At 52.4% G+C, this 15,655-nt stretch carries 13 protein-coding genes and 1 tRNA gene; 3 read left to right on the top strand and 11 right to left on the bottom strand.

What is annotated here, in order from left to right:
• Positions 1–494: 494 nt before the first annotated feature.
• The 7 genes from KIS30_04350 to KIS30_04320 all read right to left on the bottom strand — a co-directional run bounded on the left by KIS30_04350 (position 495) and on the right by KIS30_04320 (position 8,317).
• Positions 495–1,526 carry an LD-carboxypeptidase gene (locus tag KIS30_04350; protein ID MBX8645974.1) on the bottom strand — a complete coding sequence of 344 codons (1,032 nt, stop codon included), beginning with the start codon at positions 1,524–1,526 and terminating at the stop codon, positions 495–497.
• A gap of 266 nt (positions 1,527–1,792) precedes the next feature.
• Positions 1,793–2,716: an ABC transporter permease gene (locus tag KIS30_04345; protein MBX8645973.1), complete on the bottom strand. Its 924-nt coding sequence runs from the start codon at positions 2,714–2,716 to the stop codon at positions 1,793–1,795.
• Positions 2,676–3,620, bottom strand: a complete 945-nt coding sequence (locus KIS30_04340; protein MBX8645972.1) for an ABC transporter ATP-binding protein — start codon at positions 3,618–3,620, stop codon at positions 2,676–2,678. Before KIS30_04340 ends, KIS30_04345 begins: the two co-directional genes overlap by 41 nt.
• On the bottom strand, positions 3,617–4,171 hold the full coding sequence (locus KIS30_04335; GenBank protein MBX8645971.1) for a MarR family transcriptional regulator: 555 nt from the start codon (positions 4,169–4,171) through the stop codon (positions 3,617–3,619). The genes KIS30_04340 and KIS30_04335 overlap by 4 nt, the downstream gene beginning before the upstream one ends.
• Positions 4,172–4,323: 152 nt before the next feature.
• On the bottom strand, positions 4,324–7,452 hold the full coding sequence (locus KIS30_04330) for a PAS domain S-box protein (GenBank protein MBX8645970.1): 3,129 nt from the start codon (positions 7,450–7,452) through the stop codon (positions 4,324–4,326).
• Between the two features lie 169 nt (positions 7,453–7,621).
• On the bottom strand, positions 7,622–7,864 hold the full coding sequence (locus KIS30_04325; GenBank protein ID MBX8645969.1) for a hypothetical protein: 243 nt from the start codon (positions 7,862–7,864) through the stop codon (positions 7,622–7,624).
• 42 nt (positions 7,865–7,906) lie between these two features.
• Complete coding sequence (locus tag KIS30_04320) at positions 7,907–8,317, bottom strand: thioredoxin family protein (protein MBX8645968.1); 411 nt, start codon at positions 8,315–8,317, stop codon at positions 7,907–7,909.
• Positions 8,318–8,478: 161 nt separating this feature from the next.
• On the opposite strand from KIS30_04320, the gene KIS30_04315 reads away from it, so the two are divergent.
• Positions 8,479–8,670, top strand: a complete 192-nt coding sequence (locus KIS30_04315; protein ID MBX8645967.1) for a 30S ribosomal protein S17e — start codon at positions 8,479–8,481, stop codon at positions 8,668–8,670.
• Positions 8,671–8,682: 12 nt separating this feature from the next.
• On the opposite strand, the gene KIS30_04310 is transcribed toward KIS30_04315, so the two are convergent.
• The gene (locus KIS30_04310) at positions 8,683–9,873 is read right to left on the bottom strand and encodes an MFS transporter (protein MBX8645966.1); all 1,191 of its coding nucleotides are present in this window, start codon (positions 9,871–9,873) and stop codon (positions 8,683–8,685) included.
• Positions 9,874–9,994: 121 nt separating this feature from the next.
• Here KIS30_04310 and KIS30_04305 point away from each other — a divergent pair.
• Positions 9,995–10,068, top strand: a tRNA-Arg gene (locus KIS30_04305).
• Between the two features lie 49 nt (positions 10,069–10,117).
• Positions 10,118–10,486: a DUF488 domain-containing protein gene (locus KIS30_04300; GenBank protein MBX8645965.1), complete on the top strand. Its 369-nt coding sequence runs from the start codon at positions 10,118–10,120 to the stop codon at positions 10,484–10,486.
• A gap of 12 nt (positions 10,487–10,498) precedes the next feature.
• Here the strand turns inward: KIS30_04300 and KIS30_04295 are convergent, their stop codons facing one another.
• Genes KIS30_04295 through smc form a run of 3 tightly spaced genes read right to left on the bottom strand, consistent with a single transcriptional unit; the run spans position 10,499 to position 15,489 of the window.
• On the bottom strand, positions 10,499–10,990 hold the full coding sequence (locus KIS30_04295) for an SMC-Scp complex subunit ScpB (protein MBX8645964.1): 492 nt from the start codon (positions 10,988–10,990) through the stop codon (positions 10,499–10,501).
• A gap of 27 nt (positions 10,991–11,017) precedes the next feature.
• Positions 11,018–11,902 (bottom strand): hypothetical protein, encoded by an 885-nt coding sequence (locus tag KIS30_04290; protein MBX8645963.1) that lies wholly within the window; start codon positions 11,900–11,902, stop codon positions 11,018–11,020.
• Complete coding sequence (gene smc, locus KIS30_04285; protein ID MBX8645962.1) at positions 11,899–15,489, bottom strand: chromosome segregation protein SMC; 3,591 nt, start codon at positions 15,487–15,489, stop codon at positions 11,899–11,901. Before smc ends, KIS30_04290 begins: the two co-directional genes overlap by 4 nt.
• Positions 15,490–15,655 lie beyond the last annotated feature (166 nt).

The raw sequence follows: 15,655 nt of genomic DNA, 5'->3' as shown, positions 1-15,655 counted from the left end.
GACCTAAGGAAACCAAATGTGCTAAACACGTTTATTTTTATGCGCATTCCCATTTTACCCTGATTTGTGATCGAGTTTCACAGTAATAAAGATGCCATAACCGCTCACCTTTACAACGGACAATGTATCAAAAATATGTGTGCAAAATCAGATTATCTGAGTGAACGATAGCGGTTGTTACATCATTCAATCGGGTTCCTCGAACCAGATAGCTGAAACAGATTGAGAGCAGAAAGTATGTTGAGAAGAAATGGTGTCGTAAAAAAAGCGGATCTAATGAAACACTTCCGCTCTCCTCTGGACTCCAATACTTGGACTGTGCGTATCACCGACAATCACGCCAGAGTATGATGAGAGTTGTGGGCAAGTGCACATGATAGAAAGAAAAGTGTTCCTGCGGCAGATGTGCAGGAAACTTCGTTTGAAATCCCTGAGGATCATACGCCAATAATGGTCATTTCCGAAAACTCATTGGTTTTTCCACAACTGTACAATCACTTTGCAAATGACTCGAGCAGTTCAATTTCATCATTCGCAATCCTGGCCCTTACACCCACAGGAATTGGAAAGTAGGGATCTGTGTGCCCGAAATCGATGCCTTCCATCAGAGGCGTTTCGGAGAGGCCAAATTCAGTGGACAGTACCCTGGCAACTCTCTTCATGACATCCTTTCTCTGGCGCGTTGGATAGCCTCTGAACCGCCCAAACGCGAGTCCATTGATCCTTTCGAGGATTCCGCCAATCCCGAGGTTTCTGACCAGTCTCTCCACTGTGACTGGCGAAGGCACCTCTTCCGATGTTTCAAGCAGCAATATGGCATCGTCAAATACTGACTTTTGAGGGAAAAAGGCAGTTCCTCTGAGCCAGTCAAACACCTCGATGTTTGCGGCAAAAATCCTTCCGGTCATGCTGTCACCGACTGACCAGCTCCATCCATATGACTTCTTCAATTTGTGTATGGAGCCGTTTGACCCTGATTTTGCCCAATCTGGATAACCTTCAGAATAAGCAGGGAAACGTCTCATTTTCAAGCCTGTTGAATCTTCAAACATGATTTTGCGCCAGTACAAAGCAAATTCTCGTGGAAAATTGTGCATCTGAGCAAATCCGGCCATTACTGCGCCGCCATAAATCGAGCACATCCTGTTTCTTGCCAGGTAAGCTGTTATGGTAGTGCAATCAGAGAAGCCGCAGAAGAACTTCGGAGAGCCGCTAATGACATGCCCATCGAGATACTGGAGTATTCTGACAGACTCGTCACCACCTATTGCACTGATGATGCCCTTCACCTCGCGATTTTCAAATGCACAGTTAAGATCCTGTGCCCTCAGTTCGGGGTGAAGATAGCCCTGTTCGATTGAAAGAGTCGCATGAGGCGAAATGATTGGATCCAGCTCAAAGAATCTTCTTAAGTTGTCTACGCCGAGCTTGAACAGCTTTGGGAAAACGGAAGCAGACAGTCTGGAAGGCGAAACAATGGCGACCTTATCGCCTTTTTCGAGCCGGTTCGGCTTTATCCAGGACATCGATTTAGCGAGTGTTTGGAATCATATAATGATGCCGACAGGGCAAATCGCCGCAACGATGCCTCAACAAAGCGGCGACTTTCTGTGACATGTGTGACGTCAGTGGAAACTACTATAGTCGAACAATCCTGTCAATTGACTGGCCTTCCCGCAGCCGCGCAGGACGTCCGGCGCATTATACAACAGGCAAACTGGATTTATCTCATCGCTGCGCATCGTTGATAATGCACAGTCATGCACGAACGCGGGATGGCGCACGGCACAGTTCAGCTGAACTCTTCCCGCTCAAACAGCCAGAGTCCTGCGATGGCAGTAAGCACGAGATAAGCAACCATGATGAGAATTCCCTCCCCGATGCCTGCAGCATACTGAGTCGTCGTAATGACTCTCCTGCCTATCACGGTGTGCACATGAGATATAGTCCCGGTGAAACCCCAGTTAATGGCCGGGGCAAAGGCATCGCCGATGGTGGAGCTTGCATACGATATCACCATCCACGGTTCCATTTTGACAAGCCCGGAGATCAGACTTTCGAGCAAATTGAAACCGAAAAGGAACAGCAGGGCAGTAAGCACGAAACCATAGGCACTCGTTTTGAAGAGCGAACTGAAGAAGAAAGTCGCGCCGAGAACCGAACTTAGATAAACGATGGCCAGAATCAGCGAAAGACCGAGCTGCCACGGAAACGCATTGATGCCAAAGTAGTACACTCCATTTGCCAGCAAAATGACCAGATAAAGGAGGACCATGGCAACGGACGCAATAAACGCCGCAATGAACTTACCTATGTAGACCGTCGATCTGCGTATTGGGAGTCCCATCAGGAAATAGCCGGTCTTGTTCTGGAATTCTCCGGCTATGGCGTCTCCTCCGAAAAAGACGGCGGCGAGGACAACAATCAGTCCGATCCCGCCTCCCCAGAAAGAGCCGTAAAACGCCATGGCGTCTGAAACAAGACCGCCGCGATAGTATCCCACAATAGCGGAGATTATCAGGCCGATGATCAGAACAATAGCGGCAAGGGAAACAAACCGCCTGGATCTGAGGTATTCCCGAAGCTGATATCTGGCGAGTTTGGGAATCTGCTCAAGGGAAGGCGGGACCTGCAGATGCGTCCGCGGTTCTGTGGCTGTGTCGCCTGCGATGATCTCAATCCCCCTGTGAAATCTGGCTGAGATAGATTTCCTCAAGCGCGCTCTCTGACTCGACAAGACCTATGACGCCTATGTGCAAATCCACAAGAGATTTCAGCAGTTTCTCCTGACCGTCGGTTCCGCCTGAAAAACGGATGCGCAATCGTCTGGGATCGAGCTGGGTCCAGTCCAGAATTCCGCTGACAGATCCGAGCAACCCTGCAATCTTTTCAGTGGGGATGGGACGTGCGAGAGTGGCGTCCACAGATGCATGATCGTTGGCAAATCTGGACGTTACGTTTTCAAGGGTGTCGTAAAACAGCAGCTTTCCCTTGTTGACTAGCGCGACTTCATCACAGACTTCGCTGACTTCGCTCAGAATATGACTGCTCATGAAAATCAACCTGTCGCTCTTCTTCAGTGTGCGTATAATGCCTCGGACCTCTGCCATCCCTCTCGGGTCAAGGCCGGCAGTGGGCTCGTCCAGCAATATTACATCCGGATCATGGACGAGCGCAGCCGCAATATTGATCCTCTGCTTCATTCCCTTCGAGAACTTGCCAACCTTTTGATCTGCCCATTCGGACATCTTCACTTCGGCAAGAACCGTTTCGATGCGGTGACGGCGATCCGACGGTGGAACGCCACGGAGGTCCGCAACCATCCCGAGCGCTTCATTCGGAGTAAGGGAAGGATATATTTCCGGGCTCTCTATCAGAACTCCAGCATCTGCAAGCGCTCTTTTCCTGTCCGCTCTGACGGAAATGCCGTTAATGAGACATTCGCCTGCTGTTGGAAAGATCATATTTGTGAGGAGTTTCAGCGTTGTTGTTTTTCCCGCACCGTTGGGTCCTAGAAATCCAACACATTTCGTGCCTTCGATATTAAGATTGAGCGAATCCAGTGCAAGGAACTTTCCGTAAGACTTTGTCAAATCACGCGTTTCGATTGTGGATGTCATTGTAATTCACTATCTCCTCTTGCTCCTTCTCCTCTTGCTCCTCTTCTTAAAACAACGCCTTTTCCGCGCCCGGCCTTCGTCCCTTCACTGTTCTGACGCCTGAGCTCGGATGTTATTTTACTGAGCACCCTGTTTGCGGCGGCCACGTCGGAAGGAGAAAGATTCTTTTCCAGATCTTTCCAGCTGGCAGCCGCCCGCGCCTCCAGGCGTTCTGCGATTCTGCGACCTCTGGCCGTCAACGATATCAGAACGCGCCTGCGGTCATCTACACCGTGCTCCCGATGGAGCAGGCCTCCTTCAAAGAGCTCGTCCAGCATACCGGAAACGGTTGCGGGCGACACAGACATCCTTGAGGCAATCTCGGTGACTGCCCTGGGGCCATATCTCAGCAGTGCCCGCAGAATAAAGGAATGGCGCATTGGAATCTTCTCAAGAGCGGCTTCCCTTCTGCTGCTGCTGACAAACTCCAGAACGAAAGCGCTGCATGAAGTCCTGAGATCTGTCCTGCCGCCCGGAGCTTCCACGACCAAATCCTTTTGTTTTGATTTCATAATATTTAGTACACCAAACAATATGATTACCTTATAAAGTTTCGCGATCCGGTCCGAAAGCAGGTTGATGCTACGGGTTTACGCGATAAAGCAGTTTATGTTCACGTTGAAAAGTGCGCTTACGCATTCTTCTCAAAATGCAGAGCACGCTCTCAGGCTGGAGCCTGATATTGTGCACCGGAAGTCCGGAAACAGGAAGCAGGCACGGTAATCTCGAAACGAGCTCCTTTTCCACTTTCGCCCGTTTCGCTTATCCCCATACCACATGATTCAAGGAGTCCTCTCACGAGATACAGTCCATGCTTTCTCTTATCGGTGAGATTACCGGCAAACAGGCCCTTCTTCTTTTCGGAGGCTATACCAGCACCGTCGTCCTCATAGATTATTTTATGACCATCGTTGTCGGACAATGCAGAGATAGATATGCGGGACACATGATCACCATGCCTCAATGAATTGTCGACAAGATTGTGAAACACTTTTTCCAGAAAAGGCAATGAATGTATTTCGGTTCCATCCACATCCACCGTCAGTTTGACATGCCTGAGATCGAATCCCGACACTGCGCGTGCAACTGCCTCGCCGAGATGCTGCCATCCGGCCTCATCATCCTCTATGCTGTCCTGGATGCTCCTGAACTGCTCTATATGGTCGCTGATGCGGCGGGCCGCATCGCTTATCCCTTTGAAACTCCTGGCTGCGTTTTCATTGCCAGGGGAAAGAAGTCCTGCTTCCGCAAAAATCCTTATGGAATGAAGAGAGTTCCGTATGTCGTGCCTGTCCAGGTTGGCAATGAGTTTGAGTTTCTCATTCGCTTCCCTCAGCTGCTCCCTGCCGGATATGACCTCCGTTGCGTTCTTCATTCCGCACACCCAGTGACTCAGTTTGCCGTCCTGTCCGACCACAGGCGATACATCCATGTGCACCCAGATGTGAGCACCTGAAGGGAGCTTGAGACGCATGTCTCCTGCATAACTTGTGAGCCTGGACATTGAATCCATCACGGCGCGGAGTTCCGACCCGGAGACAAAATCCCCGAGCAGTTTGCTGAACCCTGTGCCTACCACATCTATCTCCGAAAGACCGGTCGTCTCCAGGAACGACGGGTTTGCGAATTCGACAGTGGTGGGAGATTCCCTGCCGTCGCTGAGTATCAGGAACATGTAAGGGGTTGTCCTCAGCACCGCGTCGTGCAGCAGCAGCACGTCACTCAGCCTCTTGCTCTCCGAAATGTCCCTGGTGGACGAAGCTATTGCATAAATGCGGCCGTTTTCGTCACGCAGCGGGAAAAGACTGATGCTAACTTCAACAGTGGTGCCGTCTTTTCTGAGCCGGACAGCGTCGAATCTCCTGCTCTTGCCGTCAAGTGCATCTTCCACACCCCTTCGATAATCACTTTCAGAGGTCGGTGGTATTATCGGAAGCTGCAATCCTCTGATTTCCTCCAGTTTCCAGCCGTAAAGGCGTTCGAATGCAGGATTGACGTTAAGTGTCTTTCCCTCTCTGTCTGTGATCGCCATCGCATCCATGCTGTTATGCACGTAGGAGTCCATCATCTCCATTGCAGTCCTTAGTTTCTGATCGAACATGCGTCCGGCATGGAAACGCGCAATTTCGTCGCCAATGCCGGCAAGCATTTCCAGGACCTCATGATCACATTCGGTCTGGAACGTCCTGTAGAATACCATTATTCCCGCCACGCTCTTTCCGACAATAACGGGAAAAGCCAGTGCCGCCTTCAGCAGGTTGTCTACCGCATCCCTTCCGCTCAGCGGGTTTGAACCTGACTGAAAATCGGTCTCCAGCACGGGCCGTGCCTCTTTCCAGACCCTGCCTGCAATCCCCTGATCCGCAGGCACTGAAAGGCCGGCCGATGATTTCCTGAAGTCCACTGCCGCTGTGCCGATGTCGGGAGATATCCACTGATGCTCAAGGCGCAGCCTGTCAGTCCCTTCCTCCGGTATCCAGAATTCGCCAATGTCGCATCCCGAACCTTTACATATTGTTTCCAGCAACGGAACGGAGGCTTCCTTCAGCGATGTGGCGGCAGAGAGTATGCCGCTGACCGCGATGCGCGTCATCCTCACGCTCTCTCTCATATTGCTCATAGTAACGTCGCGAAAGACCATGACGGACCCGATGATGCTGCCACGCCTGTCCCTGATCGGAGCCGCTGAATCGCTTATCGAACGGACTCTTCCGGTCTTTGGGACGAGAATCGTGTGATTTGCCATTCCCACCATTGTTCCGTTCTTCAGCACGTTTTCAACAGGCAGTTCCGCCGGAGCTTGTGTCATTTCACTGAATATTCTGAAGATCTCCTTTACAGGTCTGCCAGATGCTTCGTCCTGACTGAAACCGAGCATATCCTGAGCGACAGGATTGAGATAGAGCACCTTGCCCACGGTGTCTGTGGTGACAACCCCCTCCCCAATGCTGGAAAGGGCGGTCTCAAACCACTCGCGCTGCCGTACGTTTTCATCTATCATCTTTACATGGGCGGTGATGTCGCGGGCGATGCCGGATATGCATATGATCCTTCCCTTTGAGTCCCTGACTGGCGATATAGTCATGCTGGCGTAAAACTTCGAACCATCCTTCCGGAGGCGCTCTCCGGTATACTTTTCAGATATGCCGGTTTCGGCGACGGTCCTGAAGCGGTCCTCGATATCGTGTATTTCCTGCCCGGACACCATTGGAAACTTCATGCCCATGGCTTCTTCCGCAGTCCATCCGTACATCCTTTCAAACGCGGGATTTACCCTGAGTATCCTGCCGGATGTGTCATACAGCAGAATGGCATCATCTGTATTCTGAACAAGGGACTCGAGGAGTTCCCTCGTTTCCCTAAGATCCTCCTGCAGCAGCCTCTGGATTCTGCTTTCCCTGACGATATCCTTTATTTCGTTCAGCTGGGAGGTTAAGTCTCCGCCCTTCTGGAAGTAATAGTTGGCTCCTCTGTTGAGAGCTTCCATCGCCACTTCTTCACGTCCTCTTCCGGTGAGAAGTATGAATGGAGTCTTAATCTGCATCTGTCTGATCCTGTCCAGGAACTCCAGACCGTCCATCTGCGGCATCTGATAATCCGATATTATTGCATCATAATCGGTACACTGAATGGCTTTCAGCCCCTCCTCTGCCGACGATGCGATGTCCACGTGGATCTTTCCATCCATTTCGAGCAGTAATTTCACCGGCTCATGCAGCACGTCTTCGTCGTCGACATAGAGCACGTTAATGGCCAAATCCTTTCCCCGCCGGGCCCATATGAACACAATCACCTGCTGAAATCGTATTTTATCTTTGCGTGTCGAATTACACCCATGAGATTCTTCGCAACACTGGAAAGAAAAAATTACAGTATGCTGGCTGACTGCGATTCATGTATGCGCCACGCGCAAACGAGAGAATCTGTTTAACGGTCGTGCAGGAGCCTGTCTGGCGTCTGCCTCAGGAGTATGCCCTGTCGTTGATTGTGTGTTCTGCGGCGCTGCTCTTGCGATAAGGCTGGGACACAACACCGAGCTGCTGCAATGTTTCTGTCAGGGAAGAAAGCATTCGGTGGTTCTCATCGGTTTTGCTTCCGATTGCATCCAGTTTCTCTTCAATGGAGGAGATTCTCCTCTGAAGGTCGACAATTTCATTCCTGAGCATCTGCAGAATCGGATCCGATTCGTCCTTGTTTTGCATCACATATCATCTCCTGTCAGTGTGCCACAAACACGCTGCAGGGCATTAAGCAATCGCTTTTTCCGCGAATGCCTTGAATTCGGACGAACGAAGACCGACACCCGATACCCCGTCCAGCCTGGCGACAGGTTTGTGGTTCTGGAAGAGTATCGCCGTTGGAACTACGTCGATCGAAAATGCATTCCAGAGAGGATCTTCCATGTCAGAAATGTCCGTCAGTGCGGTGGGCACTCCGACGTCTGGAAGGATGCGTTCGAGTTCTGACAGGAAACGTCTGCAGAATGGACACCATGAGGCATAGAAAATAACCACGGTCTTCTTTTCTGACTTGTATTCGCCGTCTGCGAAATCAGCTGAGCTGAGCATTTCAGCCATGGCGAAGCCATCGAGACCGATTACAAAAAGTTGACTGTGCCTGTAAAACTGCGCCCCCTCCTCCCCCCACACACAGGGCATCACCGGGCGGTAGCTGCAGAAGCTGTCTGTGCACTGTACTGACCGACAGGCATCGCTCAATCAATGGGGATGCAACGACAGCGCCAGAAGATGCCGTTATTCCCCCGACACTTTTAAATACAGACTGAAATGTCCGACTCTCCTGCTTAAGGCTGATATCAATGGGAAACATAAGGCCGACATACATCAAGAGGGTAGCAGTCGAACTTGTCAACAGCTATCCCGGACTCTTCACCGAGAGCTTCGAACATAACAAAGAGATTGTTGGCAAGATCACAGATGTCTCTTCGACTATGATGAGAAACAAGATTGCCGGCTACGTGACGACATTCAGAAAGCACCCGAAGCTCTGAGTTCGCAACACTTCAACCTATTGTTTTTGGCAGAATGAAGTACAGCGGCACGAATGCGATTGATATCAGAATCATCGCCGCCCATGCTTCATGGAAGCCGTAACTGAATGCGATTGCACCGAATGCAAACGGCACCCAGAATCCGCACATCACCTGTATTCCGTTGACAAGACTCACGGCCAGTGGTATGTTCTTGAGTCCGATTGACCGCATATGTGCAGGCAGCGCATATGTTATTGAAACGCCGGCAGTGAAGAGCACGCCGAGCAGGACGCCGCCTGTCGCTGCCGCGACTATGTTGTCTATCAGGAAAAGAAGAAGGGATGCGGAGAACAGACAGGAAACCAGAATGAGCAGCGTGCGGGCGTTCTTTATGTGCCTGTGAAGCGGACCGGTTATCGCGCCACCTATGAGACCGACGAACAGTATGAGTGACGAGAGTATGCTTGCAATACTGGAATCGACCCTGAGATAGGTTACAGAATAGATGTACAGATAGGAGCTTGCGGCTGTGAACGTGCCCCAGATACCTATGAAGCCTATGGAAATGATCCATATCTGTCTGTTACGCAGCACCAGCGCAATTTCATGCAGCGTCACTCCCGTGGCCGCATTCTCCTGAGCCCTTTCCATCTTCACAGTGGCCATGCTGATGACGTACGTCGCGAGGCACAGAACGCCGCCTATGATGACGCCTGAGCGCCATCCGGTATAATGCATAAGCAGCGGCCAGAACAGAATTGCGAAGCCTGCACCCATCTGGAATGCCGCGTTGTAATAGCCGATGGCACCTGTCCTGTCCTTCTCAGAAACGAAGGACGACAGTATACCTATGGCTGGCGCAAAAAACATTGCAGCACCCATACCCGCGATAAATCTGAATAGAAGGAGGATAGCGAAATCGGGCGCAAACGGAGTGGCTATGCTGAAGAGGGACAGGAGGAGAAGGCCGTTCATAGCCACAGGTTTGGAGCCGTAACGCGAGGAAAGTATTCCCGAGGGTATCTGGAATATACCGACCGCGAGCAGGAAGGACGACATGATGAGGCCGGAGTACGAATTGCTGACACCATAGGCCGCAACCATCAGAAGGAGTGCAGGAGAAACCGTGTACCAGTTCAGGGCATAAGTGAAGCGTGATGAAAGAATCGACGCCAGTACGGCGCGGTTGTTACCGTCACTTTCACTTGTCGTGTCTGCCAAAGGATTCTGGTGGTTCTATGCTCTACGGCTTAAGTATTTTTGCAAAAAAACGGATTGGGACCGTGTACAACCCGATGGATAATAATAAGAACAGCAAGGCATTGATTTCCCTGACACGCCTGCCCGAGTGGGGTAGCTAGGATATCCTGGAAGATTGCGGATCTTCGGACCCGGGTTCGAATCCCGGCTCGGGCGCTTCAGCACACTGGAAAGCGTATTTCTTTATGAACATCCATTTGACTGCATGCACCGCGGAACCCTGCGCATGAAGAGGGTGTATGAAGCTCCATCGCCGGAAGACGGCATGCGCGTGCTTGTCGACAGACTATGGCCAAGGGGACTGTCCCGTGAAAAAGCAGCCGTCGACCGCTGGATGAAGGAGATAGCGCCGTCGGACGGACTCCGTCACTGGTACTCCCACGACAGGGAGAAATACGACGAGTTCCGCAGAAGATACCGTGCGGAGCTCGACTCAAACGGCGCGGCAGTCGGTGAACTGGTCTCCGCAGCCTCGTCCGGCCCGGTGACGCTGCTCTATTCCTCGAGCAGCCCGGATATCAACAATGCCGTTGTGCTGCTGGAGTACATCAGAGAACGCATGCGCAATAAGTGAGTGGGCGCGCCGTCATCTCTGCGAAAGGAGTTTTTCGAAATACTGCTTGATGTCTGCGCTGTTCCTCGCCTCGATGCCGAAGAATTCAGCGAAACGCGAACTGGTGGTCAGCTCGAGCGAGTGTGCCTTTGACCTCACGTTGACCAGCCCCATTTCGCGGAGTTTTGCAACGCTGTCGTAAATCCTCGGACCTATTTTCCGGGCAAGCTCACTCTGCAGCACGGGCTGGTAGTAGGCTATGAGCGAAATGGCCGAGAGCACGTCCCTTGGCAGCTCCATTGGCGCCATGTTCCTTGCGCTCTTCTGAAAATCCTTCCTGAGCTGCATCGAGTATTTGTCGCCTATCCTGAGTATCTCTATCGCCGTGCTGCGCCCGCTGTAGACACGCTTCAGCTTCTTCAGCGACTGTCTCACGTCCTGCACTGAAAGGCCAGATGCCTCCGCTATTTCCGAAGGTGCGATTGGCCTTCCGGAGGAGAAGAGCATGGCTTCCACGACAAGCATCCGTTCATCCACCGGGCGATGCCTCCATCACATGCCGCTCTCAGGCTGCGTCTCTGCCGTGTATTCAACAGAGACGTACTGCTGCTGTCCAAGCGGCTCCATGTATATTTCGCAGGGCGGGGATTCCTCCTGCCATATCCTGATCTTGCCCATCCTGGCGAGAAAGAGCATCGAGAGGAAAACGGTCACGGACTCGTTCCTGCCTGAAACCATATCGGAGAATGCCACGGGACCGGGGCCGAGGGAGAAGAGCCTTTCGAGCACTGCATTTATCTCCTTCTCGGGATCTTCCTTGTGGGCGTTGTCGCTGAACTTCCGTTCCGTCTTCTGCGGAACACCGGATGCACGGTTCAGGTGCTCCTCGATTTCATTCTGTGCCTCGCTGAATGCATCGAGCAAATCCATGATACTCACCTCGCGGCTGAAGTTGGAGTGAATGGCCGGTTCAAGCTCAAACCCTTCGTCAAAGCTCACCGGATCGTCGTCGAAGATGTAAAAGAAGTTTGGATTGACTTCCGACTGTTCGTCCTTCACCTTGACTATGCGCCGGAGCATCATCTCGCTTTCCAGCCTGAGCACGTTCCATGCCATGAATATCAATCTGCCCGCGACGACGAAGTTGACAGCATTCTCCTTCTCGATCCGCTCAAGATAGAGCCTGGAAAATCTCACTATATCTATGGACCTCGGGTCCATGTGATTGCTCATAACCAGCTCGAAGGTTATTGCGATGCTCTTTTCAAGCGGATCCTTCATGGAATGGTGATCCGCCTCCGGAAGCGACTTTGCTATTTCGAGATACCTTCCTATTTCGGAATACTTCCGCTCATCCTCGACAAGCAACGACTTCTGGAACAGAAGCTCGTTGAATATTGCCCCATATTCCGTTTCCGCGATGTCCGCTGTTTTCATGAATCCACTACTCCCTGCATTTCAGGCTGACCGGCCGTCTCTTCCTCGGGGAGTTCCCTGAGGAATATCTCAGAGACGCCGGAAAGCTGTTTCGTTACGCCTATGAGTCTGTCGGCGCTGTTCAGTGTGACTTTCCTGAGCGATATCTGAAGGAACTGGGCTGTGTGCGACAGCCCCCTGACCATTCTCGCCACGGCCTCCGAATTTATGCCGTCAAGGAACATGTCCACCTCGTCGAGGAAGTATACCGGGGAAGGGTCATACTGCTGTATCGCAAATATGAAGGCGAGGGCGGCCAGACTCTTCTCTCCGCCGCTCAGCGCCTCGATTCTCAGCGTCTTGCGCTCTTTCTGCTTCACTCTTATCAGCAGACCGCCCTGCAGCGGGTCGCGGGCGTCCTCGAGCACGAGTTCGCCCTCGTTTCCGCCGGAGAGCTGCGCATATACCTGTACAAAATTGGTGTTGATTGACTGGAACACTGCCAGCAGCCCTGTCCTCTTCTTTGAATTGATCTCCTCCACGAGATTCAGCAGCGACTTCTTCTTCTCCGTGAATGCGCCTATTTCGCCCTCGAGACTTTCGCATCTGGACCGCGTGTGGTCGTAATTGTCGATGGCTAGCATGTTGACGCCGCCTATGGCGGTGATGTTTGCCTCCGCTGCGGAAATCGTTTCACGCAGTTTCTCCGCCGTCATTTCGCCTTCGAGCTTTGTCGCTCCGGCCCTGCCGAGATTCTCAATCTCCTGCTGGATCTCGGACCTCTTGGCTTCGGCAGTTACTATGTTTGTCTTGAGACTGATGTTAAGATCCCTGAGTGTATCTATCCGCTCCACTGTCTGGGATATGTCTGATTCTAGCCTGATCTTCTCCTGCATAATAGCATCACGCTGATCTCTCAGCGCCTTCTGCGATCTGAAGAGTTCGTCTTCCATCCTCTGCAGCGCCGAAACTTCAATCTGGAGTGCGGCCGCGGCCTGCTCATCGTCCTTAATGCCGCGCTCGAGGGCCGAAACACGTTCCCTGGCTGCAGATAATTGCTCCTCCAGCTGCTCTTTTTCCCTGCCGCGGTACTCAAGTCCGGTGCGATTTGCACTTATTGCGACTTTCAGCTCGTGCACGGTTTCGTCTGCTGCTGCGATCTCACTCCTGAGCGACTGTATCTTCTCCGTAAGCTCCTTCGGCTGATCTGACAGCAGCTCCTCAGACCTCGCCTTCAGCTGCGCTTCCAGCGACGACTGCTCGGACTTAAGCTGTGTGAGTTTCGCTGCCGCTGCGTTGTATCCGGCTTCATCGGCGGCAAGCGAGTCCCTGAGCTTCCTGATCTCCATCGCCAGCGCATTGAGTTCCTTCTCAATCTGAGACTTCTGCGAATTGAGGGCTGATACTGCAACCGATCCGTCTCCCATGTTTCCCTTCAGCAGCCTGATCTTTTCCTCGAGGGAGGAGAGTTCAGACCTGACTGCATTGAGCTCGGCCGATTTTTGCTCCGACTCAGTTGTGAGCGCCCTCAGCTTTGCGCCGAGTTCCTCCACCTTGCCCTTGTCCGGTGCAGCTCTCGCATGGCGGTCTATCGAGCCGCCGACCATGGCACCGCTTGCTTCGGCTATGTCTCCATCGAGTGTTACGAGCCTGATGCCACCCATGAACTTTCTCAGTTCGTCAATGTTTTTGACAACGAGCGTGTCGCCGAACACGTACCACATCGCCGCCCTGTACTTCTCGTCGAAGCCTATGTGGTCAATGATGAAGCCCATCGTCTGGCTCCTTGCCATCACGGCCTTTCCGCGCGGACGGCCCTCCAGCATCTTGTTCAGCGGAAGGAATGTGAGTCTGCCCAGATTGCCTCTCTTCAGCATGCCGATGCACGATGCGGCCACGCCGTCGTCTTCCACTATAACCGCCTGCATTCTCTGGCCGGCTGCCGCCGAAACCGCATTCTGAAACTCTTCCTCCGGACTGCAGAGGTCCGACACTGTGCCGCAGATGCCTTTGATTTCCCCCCTGTCTCTGGCATCCATCACTGCCCTCAGGGCACCGCCGCCGCCAAGGCGCATGTCCGTTTTCGCTTCCTGCTGTATTCTTGCCCTCTCGTACTCTCTGGTGACCTGCTTGATCTGGGATTCCAGCTCGCGAAGCGCGCCGTCGAGGGAGGACTCCTGCCTCTTCTTCGTGTTGAAACTGTCCTGGTGCGTCTTCAGTTCGTCTTCCTTCTCCTTTCCGCTCTTGCCAGTCTCCTTAAGCTGCCAGGCGATGTCTCTGAATTCGAAATCCTTTGTGTTCTTCCTGTCCTCGAGTGCCGCCAGCTCCCTGGCGCCACGATCTGCGCGATCCTTCAGTCTGTCTGATTCCAGCTGCAATTCGCGAATGCTGGACTGGAGCGATGTTATGTTGACCGCGAGTCTGTTCATCTCCTTCCTTATGCCTTCAGCCCTGCTGTCCCCCTCTCCGATCCTCTTTTCCAGCGCCTGCAGTTCCTTCCTGCGTGCGGCGTTATCATGCTGTGAGCTCTTCAGTTTGGCCTCGTCTGCGTCCAGCGTGGACTGCATTTCTGCGATGCCCTTGACTGCGGCATCGACAGCCTTCCTGAGCCTTTTGCACTCCTCCTTTTTCTCATCGAGCTCCTGCCCTGCGGTTGCGGCGGCATCTGTATGCCTTGCCTTTGCTATTTTGGCGTTGTCCAGCTTCTCCCTCAACTCTTTCGATTCCCTGCCTCCGGAACTGTTGAGTTCCCGATCTTTAACACCGAGCTCGTCAACCAGCTTCCTTACCTCGAGTCTGGAAGATTCGTTCTTCTCTGTCAGCTCATTAATCTGGACGGTGTTGCGCTCGATCTGTGAATTAATCGATTTCAGCTCCTCGTCTGAGGTGGCCATCTTCCTTATGGCCAGCGTGAACCTTGCATCCTCCAGCCTCTTCTTCTCAGCAACGTACTTCTCCGCTGCCTTCTTTTCCGCCTCGAGTTTCCTGAGTTCCTGCCTCAGTTCCCCAAGCACCGAATTGGCCGTGAGCAGATTGGTCTCCACCTGTGCCCTCTCTCTTTCCGCATTTTCTATTTCCGTGTCGAAGGCAGTTATGCCCGCTATGTCGTCGAGTATTCTCCTCCGCTCGGTGTTTCCCATTTCAATAATTCTTGTGACGTCGCCCTGCTGGACGAAATTGTATCCGTCTGCGCTGAGTTTTGCCTCCCTCAGCAGCGTGTCGAATTCGGTGAGCGATGAGCGCCTGTCGTTGACATAGAAGTAAGACGTGTATCCCTCTCCGTCGTTGGAGCGTTTGACAGTTCTCGTAAACGTGACTTCATCCGCATCTATCGGAATGGAACGGTCGCTGTTGTCGAATGTGACGGAGACAGTCACAAAGGATGCAGGATTCTTTGACTTTCCTCCGTTGTAGATGAGGTCGGTCAGCTTTCCAGCTCTGATGACCTTGGAACTCTTTGGCCCAAGAACGAACAGTATGGCATCGGATATGTTCGACTTTCCGGAACCGTTGGGCCCGGTAACTACCGTATATCCAGGCTGAAGTGGCAGCCTGACCTTTCTTCCGAATGACTTGAAATTTTCAAGCATTATCTCCTTCAGAAACATGTCCGGATCACCAGCATGAGCCGGCAACTGAGTGTGCGAAACAGGCAGACCTCATAGTGCATCCCGCTCTGGCAGATAATGATCGAAGCTGTTTATAATAGATACGGGAGGTGGAACGGACGGCTTAAACCGCGTGTTAGTCGATAACAATGTTGAGAGTCGTTTA

This window comes from Candidatus Sysuiplasma acidicola (genome assembly GCA_019721035.1).
GTDB lineage: Archaea > Thermoplasmatota > Thermoplasmata > Sysuiplasmatales > Sysuiplasmataceae > Sysuiplasma > Sysuiplasma acidicola.
The sequence above is the reverse complement of the archived record's forward strand: the minus strand, read 5'-3'. Positions and strand labels throughout refer to the sequence as shown.